Genomic DNA, 15,376 nt, shown 5'->3' with positions numbered 1-15,376 from the left:
TTTTGTTCTCGCTCATTCGATATATTTTATAAAGATAGATTGCCCAGTACAGGACAAAAGTAACGTAATTTAAGTATATTTTTCTTTAGGTATAAAAAAAGAAACGGTGGGAAATACCGTTTCTTAATCTTGTCGATCCATCGGGTTATATAGTTTAACAGTTGGATTTTTTTCCTGGAACCAACGTAGTGCAAAATCGTTTTCAAATAAAAAGACATAATGGTCAAACCGATCTTTCACAAGCAGGCTTCTTGAACTTGATAAGTTTTCATCAACCACATCATTTTCAATCCATCTGGCCATTTTGGAACCAAGACGTTCCATTAATACTTCTGCATTATATTCATTTTTCATCCGATGTTCAAAAACTTCAAATTGTAATTGACCAACAGCGCCTAAAAGATACTCATCTGATCTAACTGTTTTATATAACTGAATGGCACCTTCTTGAACAAGCTGCTGAATTCCTTTATAAAAAGACTTTTGCTTCATTACGTTTTTAGCAGAAACACGGACAAAAAGTTCAGGCGTAAATTGTGGAAGTCTTTCAAAATGAAAATCATCCTTGCCAGTTGTTATAGTGTCACCAATTTGGTACGTTCCTGTGTCGTAAAGGCCAATGATATCTCCGCTGACTGCTTCTTCTACTGTATTACGCTCTTCAGCCATAAATGATGTAGACTGTGAAAGCTTAAGCTGTTTCCCTAAACGAGGAAGATTGACTGTCATTCCACGTTCAAATTTTCCAGAACAGACACGTACAAAAGCAATTCGGTCACGATGTGCAGGATTCATATTTGCTTGAATTTTAAACACAAAACCAGAAAAGTTCTCAGAAAGTGGATTAATTTCTCCAATTGACGAATGACGCGGCTTTGGAGATGGTGCAAATTGCAGATACGTCTCTAAGAAGGTTTGAACCCCAAAATTCGTTAACGCACTTCCAAAAAAGACAGGTATTAATGTACCTTCTACAACCCTTTCTCGAGAAAATGTATTTCCTGCTTCATTTAAAAGCAAAACTTCCTCCAATGTTTGATCATAAAGTCCTGAAGTTTTTAATGGATGGTCTCCTTCAATCTCTCCATCTTCATTTAATGGGATAAATCGTTGATCCTCGTCTACTCTAAATTGCTCAATTCGGTTGTAGAAACGGTCATAAATTCCCAAAAATTCTTTACCCATCCCGATTGGCCAATTCATTGGATAAGATTCAATACCCAAAACCTCTTCGAGTTCTGCTAATAATTCCAATGGTGTTTTCCCTTGACGATCAAGCTTATTTATAAATGTAAAAATTGGAATTCCACGCATACGACATACTTTGAAAAGTTTTAACGTCTGTTCCTCGATCCCTTTTGCGGAATCGATAATCATGACAGCACTATCAACTGCCATTAATGTTCGATAAGTATCTTCACTAAAGTCTTGGTGTCCTGGGGTATCCAAGATATTTACCCGATACCCGTCATAATCGAATTGCATCACACTGGATGTAACGGAGATTCCCCGCTGCTTTTCAATCTCCATCCAGTCGCTTGTGGCAAATTTCCCTGTCTTTTTTGCTTTAACTGTCCCGGCATCCCGAATTGCTCCACCAAATAATAATAATTTTTCTGTTAACGTTGTTTTACCTGCATCCGGGTGAGAAATGATTGCAAAAGTACGGCGTGACAAAACTTCTTCTTTAAAATCGTTACTCATTTCTTTATCCTCTCTTTTTCTATAATGAAACTTCAAACAGTACTGTTTTCATTTACTGTTAGTTGAATTTAATCGTGAATGATTATTGTTTAGTTTATTAATTCTTCCTGCATTTACTTCATTTATTAATGAAAAATTTTTTGCCCATAACTTCAATCATATATGTCTCTTCACAACTTTGCAATCCTTGATTATAAGGTAAATCTATTTTCTTTTCAATGATGCAGTAAAGAATTCCAGTTAATTTCCATCCGTTCCCACAATCCAATTAGCAAAATACCTTTTATAATAAAAGTATACTCTGTTAAGGAGATGAATTTATTTGAATAAAAGTAGCAAAAAAGTAGTTTCAAAGTTTATCCCGCTTATTACAGCGTTTATTTTAGTTATTGCCGCCATTGTTTGGGTCATTCAAACAACGAACAAAGAAACAGCCCTTCCTTTTTCGGAAATGGAAAAGACTATTCAGGCACAAAACGGTAAAACGGTTTCCTTGACCGAAGAAGTTGACGGAAGTCTTCATTTAGTAACCGATCATGGCAAATATGTTTCCCATATTCCGCCTAATAGCCAAATGATTAATACTCTTGTTGAAAAGTACAACATTGATTACACATATTCAACCAGCAGCCCATATGGAAAATGGATTATGGGTGGAGTAATCATCGTTATAGCTGCAGCAGCCTTTGCACTCCAGAAAGCAAAAGGAGGCTTTGGCGTTTCAAATTCAATGAAAAACAGTGTTTCAAAGCCACGCCCCCTTCCTTCTATACGTTTAGATGATGTTGGCGGACTTGGTGAAGAAATGAAAGAAGAGATTTTGCAAACTCTTTCGATCCTAAAGGAACCTGAGCGTTCACTTAAACTTGGCATTAAACCGCCAAAGGGCATTCTTTTATATGGACCTCCAGGCACAGGAAAAACCTTGCTTGCCCAAGCGATTGCACGTGAGCTCAATGCATCCTTCTTTTCAACAAGCGGGTCTGCTTTTAATGAATTATTTGTGGGTATAGGTGCAAGCCGTGTCCGCTCGTTATTCCAAAGTGCAAGAAAAATGAGCCCTGCCGTAATTTTTATTGATGAGGTTGATGCCCTTGCTGGAAGAAGAAAAGCACATGGCGGTGAGGAAGCAGAAAAAACGTTAACAGAGCTACTTGTCCAGCTTGATGGCGGGCATGCAAATGACGGAATCCTGTTCATTGCCGCAACAAACAGAAAAGATATGCTTGATGAAGCCTTTCTTCGCCCAGGAAGAATTGACTTTTCCTTTAATGTTCCCTTGCCAGATACTAAAGGGAGAAGAGAAATAATTGAAATTCATACAAAAGACAAGGTTCTTGCTGCCGATGTTCGCTCTTCCTTAGACCTATTAGCGGAAAGTACATCGGGATTTTCTGGAGCGGATCTTCAATCATTGTTTGAAACAGCGAGCAGATACGCAATTCGGCACGGACAAGATGAAATCAAAAAACATGATCTTGATTATGCACTTGATCGAACGATTCTTGGAAGTACATCAAGGGCACTTCAAGATAACGAGACAAAACAACGTGTTGCAATTCATGAAGCAGGACACGCAATTGTATCCGCAGTTACCAAACCAGGTTCTGTAAGAAAAGCAACGATTATTCCTCGCGGTGAGGCCTTGGGATATGTGGCTCCAATACCGAAGGAGCTTCATCTTTCAACAACAAGCGATCTTTTAGATCGAATTGCCATGGTACTTGCCGGGGGTGTGGCTGAAAGGCTGTTCCTTGGCGAGCACAGCATCGGCGTTAGCGGCGATGTCCAGCAAGCGAAGACCATTATTGAACAGATGGTGGACACAGGAATGGTTGAAAGTGGCTTCACTTTAACCTTTAATAAACAAGATAAAGAGAGAAAAATGCAGGAATTATTCCAAAAAGGACTTGAAAAAGCCGAAAGACTAATTAAGACAAACCAGGCACAGTATACGCGTTTAGTTGATGCATTATTAGCCAAAGAAACGCTTGAAGGCTCTGAAGTAGAGCAAATTGTCAATGGATCGTCTTTCATAACAGGATGACATTAAAAAAGCGGGGAAATTCCCCGCTTTTTTCCTTTAATTAATAGAAGCAAGCTGCTCCTACAATGATTAACAGGATGAATAATACGACGATTAAAGCGAAGCCGCCACCCCAGCCAACTCCACCATAACCATATCCACAGCATCCGCCGCCAAATCCTCCAGCACCATATCCGTACATTCAATTTTCCTCCTTAAAATAATTTTTTTAATAGAAGCCTCCGCACCAGGAAGCTCCAATGATAATTAACAAAATAAATAAAACAACTAGTAGGGCGAATCCGCCGCCGTATCCAACTGCTGCACCCGACATATTTAATACCTCCCTTTCTTGAATTCTCTATATCCTATTCAGTTAGGTACAAATGTGCAATAGGCATTTATCTTATTTCCTGTTTTTTTGGTGTGGACAAATCTAATTAAAGATCCTAAAAAAACACCTTGAATTTAGTTATGATGCCTATACCCATCTTAAAAGTGTCCTCGTCCAAATTGCAGTCCTCCTTAGATTTTCACATGTAAAACTTCCACATCTTTTTTGTCCAAAAAGAAAAAACCCACATTTTTTGCAGGTTTTGAATAAAGTCATAAAATATAAAGTTAACGTTTTAATTCGTCAGATTGCATTAAATAGCCCATTTGGGAAAATACAGGCTAAAGGTTGTTCCCTCGTTTGGTGATGACTCAACTTCTACCCTGCCACCCATTGATTCAGCAATTTTATAGGTTGAAACAAGTCCTAAACCTGTTCCATTTTCTTTCGCTGTTGGAAGTGGCTTTCCCAGCTGAGGCAGTACACTATTCGGGAGCCCGACTCCATTATCCTCAATAACGATGTAGATTTCTTTTAGCATCTCGTGCAAACAAATATTTACCCGACCTTTAGAATCACATGCCTCGATAGCATTTTTTATAAGGTTTATGAGGGCAAAACGAACCATGATCCGATCACCTTTAAACGAAACATCTTCCTCTAACGTTGAACTATACTTAAGTTCAACCTGATGTACATTCGCATACAACTTCATTAACTCAACAATGTTTTCTAATTCATCAACAAAACTCCATACAATTTGTTTTTCTTTACTATCATCCAGAATAGACAAATATTGTTCTAACCCCTGTTCAGCTTGGTTTAATTCGGATTCGATTTTTCTTAAAGAAAACATTTGATGTGATGTTAATGGTTCCTCTTTTACAAGACTGATCATTTCTTTCGCATTACTTAATGGAGAAGATAATTGTTGAGAGATAAAAACAAGTAAATGGTTTAACGTATGGCTTTTCTCAAATTGAATCATTTTTTGCGAAACATCTTCTATTTCTTTCAATGTATTTTGAAGATACATAATCATCCAAAAGGTGATATAGTTAAAGATCGAAAACCAAGCCCAAAGAATGATTTCTTGTCGAGTAAATGAATAATCGTCTAAAAATTGGGTTCCTAAGGCAAAGAATATTAGCGTACAAGTTAACAAAACATATGGATAAAATTTCTTCCAAATTAGATTCCATTTTTCTGAACGCGGTAAAATATAGCCAAAGGCGACAACAAAAAAGGTTGTCATCGATAAACCTCCCAAATAAAAACCGGTGCCGCCAATGAAAAAGCGATAGGTGATCAATACTAGGGAGAGAAAAACCCCGACCCGATATCCTCCAAATATAAATGCGATAATTAAAGGAATAAAGCGAAAGTCTAAAATATAATTGCTATTAATGGATACCGGAAAGGTCATGCAAATGATAATCGAAATTCCACATAAAATACTTAAAATGACCTTTTGGTGGACTTTCTTCATTATTTTCTTTTGGAAAAAGGATTGGTATATAACCATTGGAAATAAAATACAAAATATTTGCAATAACCATAAACCAATATACGGGGGAATCATTAACAATGCAACTCCTCCTTTCTAAATATATTTAAAGTTTACATCTAAACAATAGAACCTTCTATTAAAAATGTCACATTTTCGTCAAATTTTTCAAAAAAAGTTTAATCCGATAGACCTATTTATCATAAATAAACTATTTGAACATTTTTAAATTATGTAAGGTCTTTTAAAGTAAATCGATTAAGAAGGGAATGGAGAGTTTTGAACTATTTGATCCATTTGTTGGACCAATATGGATACATTGTTCTATTCTTTTCCTTGATGCTTGAGCTAATCATTATTCCAATCCCCAACGAAATATTGATGAGTTATGTTGGGTATCTCGTTTTTCAAGGAAAATTAAATTTATACGCTACTATTATTTTTGGGGGATTAGGTGGAATCATTGGAGTAACGATATCGTATTGGATTGGTTATAAATTAGGAACGCCATTTTTTTATAAACATGGCAGCAAATTTCATATGGGACCTGACAAAATTGATAAAATTTCAAGATGGAATAAAAAGTATGGTAAAAGACTTTTGCTATTTTCCTACTTCATTCCTGGGGTTCGTCACCTAACAAGTTTATTCTCCGGAATCACAAGAGTATCATTTAAAGGATACGCATTCTTTGCATACATTGGAGTTTATCTATGGGTAGGAACATTCATTACGTTAGGAAAAATATTTGGTCCCAAATGGGAGCAATTTCACACGGAGTCAAAAAATTTCATCCTAATAGCATGTATTCTGATCGCGATTGTCTATTTGATTTACTTTCTGATTAAGACATACAGGGAGAAAATTGTTGATAATTTATTGCTTTTATTTGAACACACATTTAAAAGATTCCATAGCTTTCTCAAGATAAAAATTTTAATCTTTTTCATTGGTGTTATTTTTATAGGGTTATTTAGTCTCATGATTGGTCTTATTCAAGATTTTATTGCTAATGAATTCAACCAATTTAATACGATTACATCCATGATTATTTTTTATTTGTTTGATGATACATGGAAGATCTTGATGGGCAAGCTAAATTATTTAACCGTTTGGAAATCATTAATTGTCACAGGATGTATAACATTAATCTGGATCTTCACGATGGGAAAAAATAAACTCTTAGAGGTTCAATACTACTTAATTGGAATAATTGGGGCGCTGCTATTTGGAAAGGGACTTAATTTATTATTTGGTCAAATAACAGGTAATAAATTAGGAAACACATTTCCGAGCCAGCAAACGTTCATTTCCATTGTGATTTTTGTTTTTTTCATGTATGCAATTGTACGTCATTGCAAAAAGGCATGGATCAACATGATTGTCGTCACTTTAACGATTCTCTTACTAGTTTCCGTTGCTGCAGCAAGGGTTTATCTTCATTTGCAATCTCCTAGTGATGTAGTAGCAGGGTATGTTTTTGGAGGGGCCTGGGTAAGTTTTATTATCTTAATTGTTGAAGTTTCGAGATTGTTAAATTTAATTAAATTATCCCTTAGGAAATAAAGAGCATTAAAAAAAGGTCTATTCTCTATCATTGATAGGGAGCAGACCTTTTTTTCAATAAAATTCATCAATGCGTTTGTAGATGTATCCTCGTTTGGATAGTTCTCTAAAAACCGTTTTTAATGCCGCAATCGTATATTGGGGTGCATCCTTGTTTGCCCCCCATGTTTCTCCAGAGTCATGTAAAAGGATTATGTCACCGGGCTTTATACCATTGAGGATGCCCTCCTCTCTTTTTTTACTGCCTCCTTTGCTGCGCCAGTCCCCTACCATCAAAGACCAAAGAATAATTTTATAATCCTTATGTGTAAAAAAATCAAACAAATTTAACATTCCCCATGGCGGCCGGTAGAATTTTGGCTTCGTTCCTGTAACCCCTTTAATAATGTTTGCTGATTTTTCTAGATCTTGTTGTACCCTCCAAGGTGTCATCAGCCAATTCGATCGATGTACATAATTATGAATACCGATCAAATGGCCTTCCCTATGCATACGGAGAATAATTCCCGGGTACTTTTCCGCCTCCGACCCTACTACAAAAAAACTTGCTTTTACTTCATACTGCTGTAATAAATCAAGCAATTCATTGGTATATTTGGGACTTGGTCCATCGTCAAATGTAAAGGCAACATTGTTTTGACCAGCGGCCGCTTTTCCCGCCTTCTTTAATACTCCCAATCCTACCCATCGTGATAAAATAAAGGGAATAATCGTATAAATCACTGCGATGAAAATAATAAACATTAATAAATACACAAGTTTTTCGCCCCAATCAACAGTTAGGAAATCAAGCTATTGGAATAAACTAAAAAGAATCGTGTAAGCAATATACCTTAACTTTTTAAATTTTTGGATCGTATCCTGATCCTCAATAAAGATAAGATTCTTCAAAAGCCTGCTCTGGATTATATCTAAAACAGAAAAAGCTGCTCTTTTCGTTTGTAAGTTTTCGGCACGTATTTTCATTTGCTTTAGCATTTCTTGATTTTCTAGCATTTCCACTAACTTCTCCGCCAATTCAGAAGGATGACTAGCTTCAATAGCGATGCCTTCTTCGATTAAATATCTGGCATTATCTTCTTCCTGGCCAGGCAGTGCCCTAATCAGCAACATTGGTAATTCCATTGCAATGGCTTCAGATGTCGTCACACCCCCGGTTTAGTTACAATCACGTCAGAAACCGCCATTAACTCTTCAACGTTGTCTGTATAACCCTTTATGACAATATGATGTTTTGAATGAATTAAGTTTTTCTCCAAATGGCGGCGTAATCTATGATTGTTCCCACATAAGATGATCAATTGGAGGCGACAGGGAATTTTCTCAAGTGCTTTAGTTGTTAAAAATTCCTTCCCAATTAGACCTTCTCCACCTCCCATGATCAATACGGTTGGAAGATTTGATTCCAATTGATATTGATGAATCAGCTCAGTGCGGTTCGATTTTCTTAAGAATTTAGTTCGGATTGGAATTCCGGTAGAAGCAATTCTTTCGGCTGGAATCCCAAGTCGAATAAGTTCTTGCTTCGTTTCTAGAGAGCCGACAATGTATTGGTCGGTACAAGGATGCAGCCAATAACTATGATGGGTATGATCTGTAATCACAGTTACTAATGGAACATTCGTAAGCCCAGACTCTTTCAGCTTTGAAAAAATACTTGATGAAAACGGGTAGGTACTCACCACAACAGTTGGCTTTTCGGTCTGCAGAAGTTTAAGCATCTTTTTGATTCCTACCGAGAACATTCTATTTAACTTCTTTGAAAAATAAGTTGGCTGATAGGTTTTTTGATAGAAAAAGCCATACAATTGAGGGAATGCTTTTACCCCTTGGATATAAACAAAATGACTAATAGGAAACAGATTGGGATATGCCCATGCCATAAAGTCCACTACTGAGGTTTCGACATTCTGATATTTTATTTTAGCAGCCTCTTGAATGGCTTTTGCGGCCTGCTGATGACCTTCCCCAAAACTGCCTGTTAAAATGAGAATTTTTTCTCTTCGATTCATTACCATCTCTAATCCCCTCACAATGAGCGATTCATTGTAAAAATCAAGGAATCATATTCCTCTTACTCATACTCATGCCTTCAAGTAAATAGACGTAAAAACAAAGAAAAAGTTCATCAAAATATCGATTACCACTTTTTCCAAAGAAAAGAACCGAACTATTTCCACACATTAACTGTCTTTTCTTAAGTTAAATAAAAATTAAGCCAACTGGTTTATAATGTTTAAAAGACATTGACAGGAGGAATAAAAAGATGAAACTACCAGTACTCACAATCGTTGTACCGTCCTACAATGAGGAAGAAGTACTTGTTGAAACAACACAACAATTAACCAATGTACTATCATCGCTAATCGGCGAAAAGCTGGCTTCACCTGAAAGCAAAATTCTTTTTGTCGATGATGGCAGCAAGGACCAAACATGGACCCTGATTGAGGAACTTACTGAGAAAAACAAGTTTGTTACGGGCCTAAAGCTTTCCCGAAATTTCGGCCATCAAAAAGCCCTGCTTGCCGGAATGGAAACCGCAGGAAAACTATCGGATTGTGTCATCTCCATTGATGCTGATTTACAGGATGATATTTCAGTCATTCGCGACTTTATGATAAAATACAATGAAGGCTTTGATATTGTTTATGGGGTAAGAAATAGCAGGGATACAGATACCTTGTTTAAACGTGTAACAGCACAAGGATTTTACCGCCTTATGGATAAAATGGGTGTCAATACCGTTTATAATCACGCAGATTATCGTTTATTAAGCAAGCGTGCTTTAGAGGAATTGAGCCGTTTCAAAGAGCGGAACTTATTTTTACGTGGAATCGTTCCATTAATAGGCCTAAAGACAACAAAGGTTTATTATAATCGGAAAGAAAGATTTGCAGGAGTTTCAAAATATCCACTCAAAAAAATGCTTTCCTTTGCTTTTGATGGGATCACCTCGTTTAGTGTTGTACCAATTAGGTTTATTACAGTGATAGGAATTCTTTCATTTTTCCTTAGCAGCTTTGCAGGAGTCTATGCCTTAGTGGTTAAACTTTTTGGTCATACTGAATCAGGCTGGACCTCCATTATGATATCGATTTGGTTTATTGGAGGATTATTGTTAATAAGTGTCGGCCTAATTGGTGAGTATATAGGAAAAATCTATGAGGAGACAAAAAGCCGCCCGCGTTATTCAATCGAAACTGATTTATACTCAGCTCCAAAAAACAATACGAAGAAAACACCATATTATATAGGGAGAAGTTAAATTAATGAATCACTCCTTTGTACGCTTTCTATTAGTAGGGGTTGTTAACACAATTGTTGGATTATCATCCATGTATCTTTTTCTTCATGGGTTTTCCTTTTCATATTGGGTTTCAACCTTTCTCGGGAATGTAATTGGTGCTTGCGTCAGCTATATTCTTAATAGAAGCTTTACGTTTAAAAGTAATGCAGCAGTAGGTACGAGCATGCTGCGATTTGCCATTGTCATCTTAATTTGTTATTTTATTTCCTACTATCTTGGGGAAAAGATTGCTCTGTTTTTATTTGCAAAGATTTCGTTTTTGGGGACAAAGTATGCGGCTGATGCAGCAGTATTGTTTGGAACAGGCATTTACACCATTACGAACTATTTAGGACAACGACTATTTGTTTTCAAACAAAGACAGGCAATAGAACAAAATTAAGTACCAAAAGGGAGCATTCGTATAATCGGTGCTCCCCTTTTGTGTGCAGCTAATTTAATGTATGTTTGGAAAAAAATAAAGAGACCGATCAAGTTAGTCGGTCCCTCTTAATGAATCTATTAAATATTTATCTTACCCGAACAACAACACCCGCAAAATGTTGTGCCCAATATCCGCCTGACATATTAGCAACTGCTACTCCTGTTGAACTTTGTGAACCGATGAAGTTACCGCCGCCAATGTAAATTCCAACATGCCCATTGGTTTTATAAGTATTAAAGAATACAAGATCACCAGGCTGTATGTTACTTGCAGAGACTCGTGAACCGGCACCTAACAATGAGTCGGTACTTGAACCTACGCCGATGCCAGCTTGTGCAAATGCCCAATGAACAAATCCAGAACAATCAAAGTAGCCTCTAGCAATATCAGATGCTGTTCGGCCGCCGCCAAATACGTAAACTGAATGACCAATATATTTATAACCTGCTTGGATCACCGTACTTAAACTGCCGCTTGCTGCTGTGGTGGTCGGAGCGACGGAAAGAGCACTGACACTTGAAGTCTTATTACTTGATCCTGCATTTTGCTTTACTTCACTAACTCCAGCATTGATTTGTGCAGCAGCCGCTTGTTCTTGCTGTGCCATTAAAGCAGCTAGTTGGTTATTGCCATCTTGCTGTTGTTGTTGGAACGCCGCCTGTTGCGCTGCTTGCTGGGCTTTTTGGTCCGCAAGTTCTGCCTGCATTCCGTCTAAATCAGTTTTCATCGCATTTAAATCATCAAGCGTTTTCTGTACAGTTGCTTGTTTTTCTTCCAATGATTGCTTGTCTGCTTGTTGTTGAGTTAATAGGCTGTTATCGGCTTCAACCAATTGTGCTACTGCACCAACCCGATCAACTAAATCTCTAAAACTGGAAGCACCCATCACAACATCAATATAATTTACAGTTGTTCCAGCTTCTTGGAATGATTGAGCCCGCTTTTTTAAGATTTCGTTTCGTTTCTCCATTTTATCTTTAAGATCTGTAATTTGTCCTTGAAGCTGATTAATTTCATTATTTTTTTCAGAAATTTTATTCTGTGTATCTACGACTTTATTATTATTATCAGCAATAGCAGTGTTAACACGATTCATTTGTTCAATAGCCGCGGCTAACCCGTCTTTTGCTTGTGAAATATTTGTATTTGCTTTTGCTATATTTTGTTGTAATGTATCCGCTTTAACTGCTGGGATTGCAACAACGTTACCTAATCCAAGCATCACAGTTGTGCTTAATACAGCTAGTGTTTTCTTCACAAAATTTCCCTGCCTTCTCGTTGCCAAACTGGTACATCTTATGCGTTTCGCTTTCGACGTATTTTGACATTTTTATGTAATCTCAGCGGTAAACAGCTAGATTTTACGACATTTTCCTCTGTTTTCTGAAGTATAACATCGTAATTTGTCATTTAAGTAATAGGAATATTACATTTGCATTACAACGTACAAATTTCCTGTTTTTTTAACATTTTGTTCAATTTTTTCTGAAAGAAATAAAAAAAGACTAAATCAATTGATTTAGTCTTTTTCCATATTTTACATTATCGGACAATTTTACCAGGTTCATTTTTCATAAATGTTTCAATCTCGTCTGCAGAAAAAATATTGGCATCCCCTTCAACCGTATGCTTTAACACAGATGCTGCAGTTGCAAATGAAATTAGCTCTTGCGGCGGCATTTTTTCCATAATTCCGTGTAAAACGCCTGATGCAAATGCATCCCCGCCGCCTACACGATCAATGATAGAGTCAATTTGATAGACACTGGATTGATAAAGCTCACCATCTGTATAAAAATTGCCTTGCAGTGTATTATTTGAAGTTGAAATGACTTCTCTAAAAGTAGAACTCATATATTGAATATTTGGATACATTTCTTGTATTTTAGCATAATAATATTTAAGCTTTTCTGCTCTACTTAGGTAATCATCCGCCTTATCAATACCTAGTAAATAAATGGCATCTAATTCTCCGCAAGAGCAAATATCAGCGTAAGGAAGGAGTGTCTTTATCGCCTCTGATGCTTCTTTTTGGCTCCATAGCTTTGCACGATAATTAAAGTCAAAGCTTGTTAACACACCGTATTCTTTTGCCTTTTTTAAAGCAATCAATGTCAGCTCTTTTAATGCTGGAGATAGTGCAGCGGTAATCCCTGATACATGGAATAAACTCGCATTAGAAAAAATTTCATCAAAATTGAAATCCTTGATTGCTGCCTGTGAAAAGCTAGAATGCGCCCGATCATATACAACCTGTGAACTTCTTGGTCCAGCACCAGATTCTACATAATAGGTGCCTAATCGCTCTCCGCCTTTTAAAAGATAATTTGTATGAACACCATGTGATTTCAAATGACTTTCAACAGCGGTTCCCAGTTGGTTTTCAGGTACCTTGCTGACATAAAACACTTCATGTCCAAAGTGAGAAAGTGCAACGCCAACATTAGCTTCTGCTCCGCCGTAATGCATGTTTATAAGGCTTGCTTGTGAAAGTCTTTGACCAACATGGGTTGAAAATCGCAGCATAATTTCTCCAAAAGTAATAATTTTCCTCATCATTTGGGCTCCTCTATCTATAATTTCTGTTTATTCCACTCTAATTTCCAGTTGATTATTTCCTATTTAGAAATTATATTTATTATATAGAAAGTTATATTTCCATTATATATAGATAGGAATTAGAATACAATAGCCAAAATTTTTTCTATCTATCTATTCTTTGTTATAAAATTTTTCTCATTCATTAAGATGTTTAAACGTCATTCTTGGAGGTAATTAATTGATGGAGAAGGAAAAGCAGCCATATGGAACCGTCCTATTAAAAGCGGACCGAATTTTAGATTATCTTGCTTCCTGCAATCATCCACAAGCATTAAATCAAATTGCACAAGCTACTAATCTTACCAATCCTACTGCCTTAAAAATATTGGAAACCCTCCTTATGATTGGCTATGTTCAAAAAGACCTTGAAACGAAAAAGTTCAGATTAGGATCAGGGCTCATTAAATTTGCTAATAGTGCACTAAACCAATTAGATATAAAAATAATTGCACAGCCACATTTGGAAGAACTGCAAAAAATTACGGGTGAGACTGTTCATCTTGGCATTCTAGATAATGATAGTGTGGTATATGTTACAAAAATTGATAGTTCGAACCCAATTATGCTCTATTCGCAAATAGGAAAAAGGATTCCTCTGTATTGTTCAGCAATGGGTAAAGCGATTTTGGCAGATTCTTCAGATGATGAAATTAAAAACTATTTGACTAAAAATCTTCTTATAAAAAAAACGACTAAAACCATTACCACTAAAAGTGCATTCATGGAAGAAATCAATAAAGTTCGTAACCTGGGATATGCGTTTGATGATGGAGAACATGAGGAAGAAGTTTTCTGCGTTGGTGCTTCCTTAACGAGTGACGGGAAAAACTTTGGTGCTATTAGTGTCAGCACCCCAAAATACAGGCTTACCGATATAACGAAAGACAACACCATCAAAGCTGTTCAAAAATGTAAAGCAGCCATTTTAGCTGAACTGCTCTATCTATGAAAAAAACTATTCGGTATCTTCTGCCGAATAGTTTTTTTTGTCTATTAAAATACAATCGTTTTATTGCCATGGACGATGATACGGTCCTCTAAATGCCATTTAACTGCACGGCCCAGAACATTCCGTTCAACAGTACGGCCAATTTTCTTTAAGTCCTCAACATTGTCGCGATGATCGACCCGATGGATGTCTTGTTCAATAATCGGTCCTTCATCAAGATCATTCGTTACATAATGCGAAGTGGCTCCAATCAGTTTAACTCCCCGATGATAGGCGCGTTCATAAGGTTTTGCCCCCACAAACGCTGGAAGGAATGAATGGTGAATATTAATAATTCGATTCGGATACCTTTTTACAAAATCTGGTGTTAAAATTTGCATATATCGTGCCAAAACAATTACATCAATATCAAATTCCTCCAACAGAGCATAATGTTTTTGCTCCGCACTTGCCCTGTTATCTTTGCTAGCTGCAATATGGTAAAAAGGAATATTAAAAATTTTGGCTTCTGCCCTTGCATCCTCATGGTTACTAATAATAAGACCAATATCCGTCAGCAAATCACCACTTTGCCATGCCCATAATAGTTCTCTTAAACAATGAAGCTCTTTTGAAACAAAAATAGCAGTTTTCTTTATCTTAGAGACATATGTAAATCTCCATTCCATCGAAAAAGTGTGAGCAATTTCGAAAAAGCTATTCTCCATTTCTACTGCTTTAGCCTTTAAATTAGGGCACTCAAACTCAATACGAATAAAGAAATTCCCGCCCTGAGGATTGGTAGAATATTGACTTGATTCAATGATATTGGCCCCTTGTTCGAATAAAAATTTAGAAACGGCGGCAACAATTCCAGGTGCATCAGGACAATTAATCAACAGCCGGCCCCTATTTTGATAATGTTCCTGAAACTTTTCCAGCTGTTCCTCCATAAAACCGATCATAGTATTTCTCCTCT

General features: G+C 36.7%; 15 protein-coding genes. 5 read left to right on the top strand and 10 right to left on the bottom strand.

The window, feature by feature from the left end; translation table 11 throughout:
* Positions 1–123 precede the first annotated feature (123 nt).
* Positions 124–1,704, bottom strand: a complete 1,581-nt coding sequence (locus RCG17_RS20650; protein ID WP_308171951.1) for a peptide chain release factor 3 — start codon at positions 1,702–1,704, stop codon at positions 124–126.
* Between the two features lie 322 nt (positions 1,705–2,026).
* On the opposite strand from RCG17_RS20650, the gene RCG17_RS20645 reads away from it, so the two are divergent.
* A complete protein-coding gene (locus RCG17_RS20645; RefSeq protein WP_308171950.1) occupies positions 2,027–3,751 on the top strand; it encodes an AAA family ATPase in 1,725 nt (574 codons plus the stop codon).
* Between the two features lie 40 nt (positions 3,752–3,791).
* On the opposite strand, the gene RCG17_RS20640 is transcribed toward RCG17_RS20645, so the two are convergent.
* From RCG17_RS20640 to RCG17_RS20630, 3 genes are all read right to left on the bottom strand, one after another.
* Positions 3,792–3,932 (bottom strand): YjcZ family sporulation protein, encoded by a 141-nt coding sequence (locus RCG17_RS20640; protein WP_308171949.1) that lies wholly within the window; start codon positions 3,930–3,932, stop codon positions 3,792–3,794.
* Between the two features lie 27 nt (positions 3,933–3,959).
* Positions 3,960–4,064 (bottom strand): YjcZ family sporulation protein, encoded by a 105-nt coding sequence (locus RCG17_RS20635; RefSeq protein ID WP_308171948.1) that lies wholly within the window; start codon positions 4,062–4,064, stop codon positions 3,960–3,962.
* A 313-nt stretch (positions 4,065–4,377) separates the two neighbouring features.
* Positions 4,378–5,646 carry an ATP-binding protein gene (locus tag RCG17_RS20630; protein WP_308175901.1) on the bottom strand — a complete coding sequence of 423 codons (1,269 nt, stop codon included), beginning with the start codon at positions 5,644–5,646 and terminating at the stop codon, positions 4,378–4,380.
* Between the two features lie 204 nt (positions 5,647–5,850).
* Here RCG17_RS20630 and RCG17_RS20625 point away from each other — a divergent pair, with 204 nt between their 5' ends.
* Entirely contained in the window at positions 5,851–7,137 is a 1,287-nt protein-coding gene (locus tag RCG17_RS20625) for a VTT domain-containing protein (RefSeq protein WP_308171947.1), read from the top strand.
* Positions 7,138–7,191: 54 nt separating this feature from the next.
* Here the strand turns inward: RCG17_RS20625 and RCG17_RS20620 are convergent, their stop codons facing one another.
* The 3 genes from RCG17_RS20620 to RCG17_RS20610 are packed head-to-tail and all read right to left on the bottom strand — an operon-like array spanning position 7,192 to position 9,155.
* Positions 7,192–7,893: a polysaccharide deacetylase family protein gene (locus tag RCG17_RS20620; protein WP_308171946.1), complete on the bottom strand. Its 702-nt coding sequence runs from the start codon at positions 7,891–7,893 to the stop codon at positions 7,192–7,194.
* A gap of 36 nt (positions 7,894–7,929) precedes the next feature.
* Entirely contained in the window at positions 7,930–8,286 is a 357-nt protein-coding gene (locus tag RCG17_RS20615) for a hypothetical protein (protein ID WP_308171945.1), read from the bottom strand.
* Entirely contained in the window at positions 8,283–9,155 is an 873-nt protein-coding gene (locus tag RCG17_RS20610) for an MGDG synthase family glycosyltransferase (protein WP_308171944.1), read from the bottom strand. Before RCG17_RS20610 ends, RCG17_RS20615 begins: the two co-directional genes overlap by 4 nt.
* 248 nt (positions 9,156–9,403) lie before the next feature.
* Here RCG17_RS20610 and RCG17_RS20605 point away from each other — a divergent pair, with 248 nt between their 5' ends.
* A complete protein-coding gene (locus RCG17_RS20605) occupies positions 9,404–10,402 on the top strand; it encodes a glycosyltransferase family 2 protein (protein WP_308171943.1) in 999 nt (332 codons plus the stop codon).
* Positions 10,403–10,406: 4 nt separating this feature from the next.
* A complete protein-coding gene (locus RCG17_RS20600) occupies positions 10,407–10,826 on the top strand; it encodes a GtrA family protein (protein WP_308171942.1) in 420 nt (139 codons plus the stop codon).
* A 127-nt stretch (positions 10,827–10,953) separates the two neighbouring features.
* Here the strand turns inward: RCG17_RS20600 and RCG17_RS20595 are convergent, their stop codons facing one another.
* Together RCG17_RS20595 and RCG17_RS20590 are read right to left on the bottom strand one after the other, a co-directional pair.
* Positions 10,954–12,126 carry a C40 family peptidase gene (locus RCG17_RS20595; RefSeq protein ID WP_308171941.1) on the bottom strand — a complete coding sequence of 391 codons (1,173 nt, stop codon included), beginning with the start codon at positions 12,124–12,126 and terminating at the stop codon, positions 10,954–10,956.
* A 284-nt stretch (positions 12,127–12,410) separates the two neighbouring features.
* Entirely contained in the window at positions 12,411–13,427 is a 1,017-nt protein-coding gene (locus RCG17_RS20590) for a PfkB family carbohydrate kinase (protein ID WP_308171940.1), read from the bottom strand.
* A 223-nt stretch (positions 13,428–13,650) separates the two neighbouring features.
* Here RCG17_RS20590 and RCG17_RS20585 point away from each other — a divergent pair, with 223 nt between their 5' ends.
* Positions 13,651–14,418: an IclR family transcriptional regulator gene (locus RCG17_RS20585; protein WP_308175900.1), complete on the top strand. Its 768-nt coding sequence runs from the start codon at positions 13,651–13,653 to the stop codon at positions 14,416–14,418.
* A gap of 44 nt (positions 14,419–14,462) precedes the next feature.
* Here the strand turns inward: RCG17_RS20585 and purU are convergent, their stop codons facing one another.
* On the bottom strand, positions 14,463–15,362 hold the full coding sequence (gene purU, locus RCG17_RS20580; RefSeq protein WP_308171939.1) for a formyltetrahydrofolate deformylase: 900 nt from the start codon (positions 15,360–15,362) through the stop codon (positions 14,463–14,465).
* Positions 15,363–15,376: the final 14 nt, after the last annotated feature.

This window comes from Neobacillus sp. PS3-12 (assembly GCF_030915385.1).
Taxonomy (GTDB): Bacteria; Bacillota; Bacilli; order Bacillales; family Cytobacillaceae; genus JAEVLT01.
The sequence above is the reverse complement of the archived record's forward strand: the minus strand, read 5'-3'. Positions and strand labels throughout refer to the sequence as shown.

Excerpts from the sequence above, each read along its gene's own strand:
- RCG17_RS20650 (WP_308171951.1), bottom strand. The coding sequence starts at position 1,704 with ATGAGTAACGATTTTAAAGAAGAAGTTTTGTCACGCCGTACTTTTGCA.
- RCG17_RS20640 (WP_308171949.1), bottom strand. The coding sequence starts at position 3,932 with ATGTACGGATATGGTGCTGGAGGATTTGGCGGCGGATGCTGTGGATAT.
- RCG17_RS20635 (WP_308171948.1), bottom strand. The coding sequence starts at position 4,064 with ATGTCGGGTGCAGCAGTTGGATACGGCGGCGGATTCGCCCTACTAGTT.
- RCG17_RS20630 (WP_308175901.1), bottom strand. The coding sequence starts at position 5,646 with ATGATTCCCCCGTATATTGGTTTATGGTTATTGCAAATATTTTGTATT.
- RCG17_RS20610 (WP_308171944.1), bottom strand. The coding sequence starts at position 9,155 with ATGGTAATGAATCGAAGAGAAAAAATTCTCATTTTAACAGGCAGTTTT.
- RCG17_RS20605 (WP_308171943.1), top strand. The coding sequence starts at position 9,404 with ATGAAACTACCAGTACTCACAATCGTTGTACCGTCCTACAATGAGGAA.
- RCG17_RS20600 (WP_308171942.1), top strand. The coding sequence starts at position 10,407 with ATGAATCACTCCTTTGTACGCTTTCTATTAGTAGGGGTTGTTAACACA.
- RCG17_RS20590 (WP_308171940.1), bottom strand. The coding sequence starts at position 13,427 with ATGATGAGGAAAATTATTACTTTTGGAGAAATTATGCTGCGATTTTCA.
- RCG17_RS20585 (WP_308175900.1), top strand. The coding sequence starts at position 13,651 with ATGGAGAAGGAAAAGCAGCCATATGGAACCGTCCTATTAAAAGCGGAC.
- purU (WP_308171939.1), bottom strand. The coding sequence starts at position 15,362 with ATGATCGGTTTTATGGAGGAACAGCTGGAAAAGTTTCAGGAACATTAT.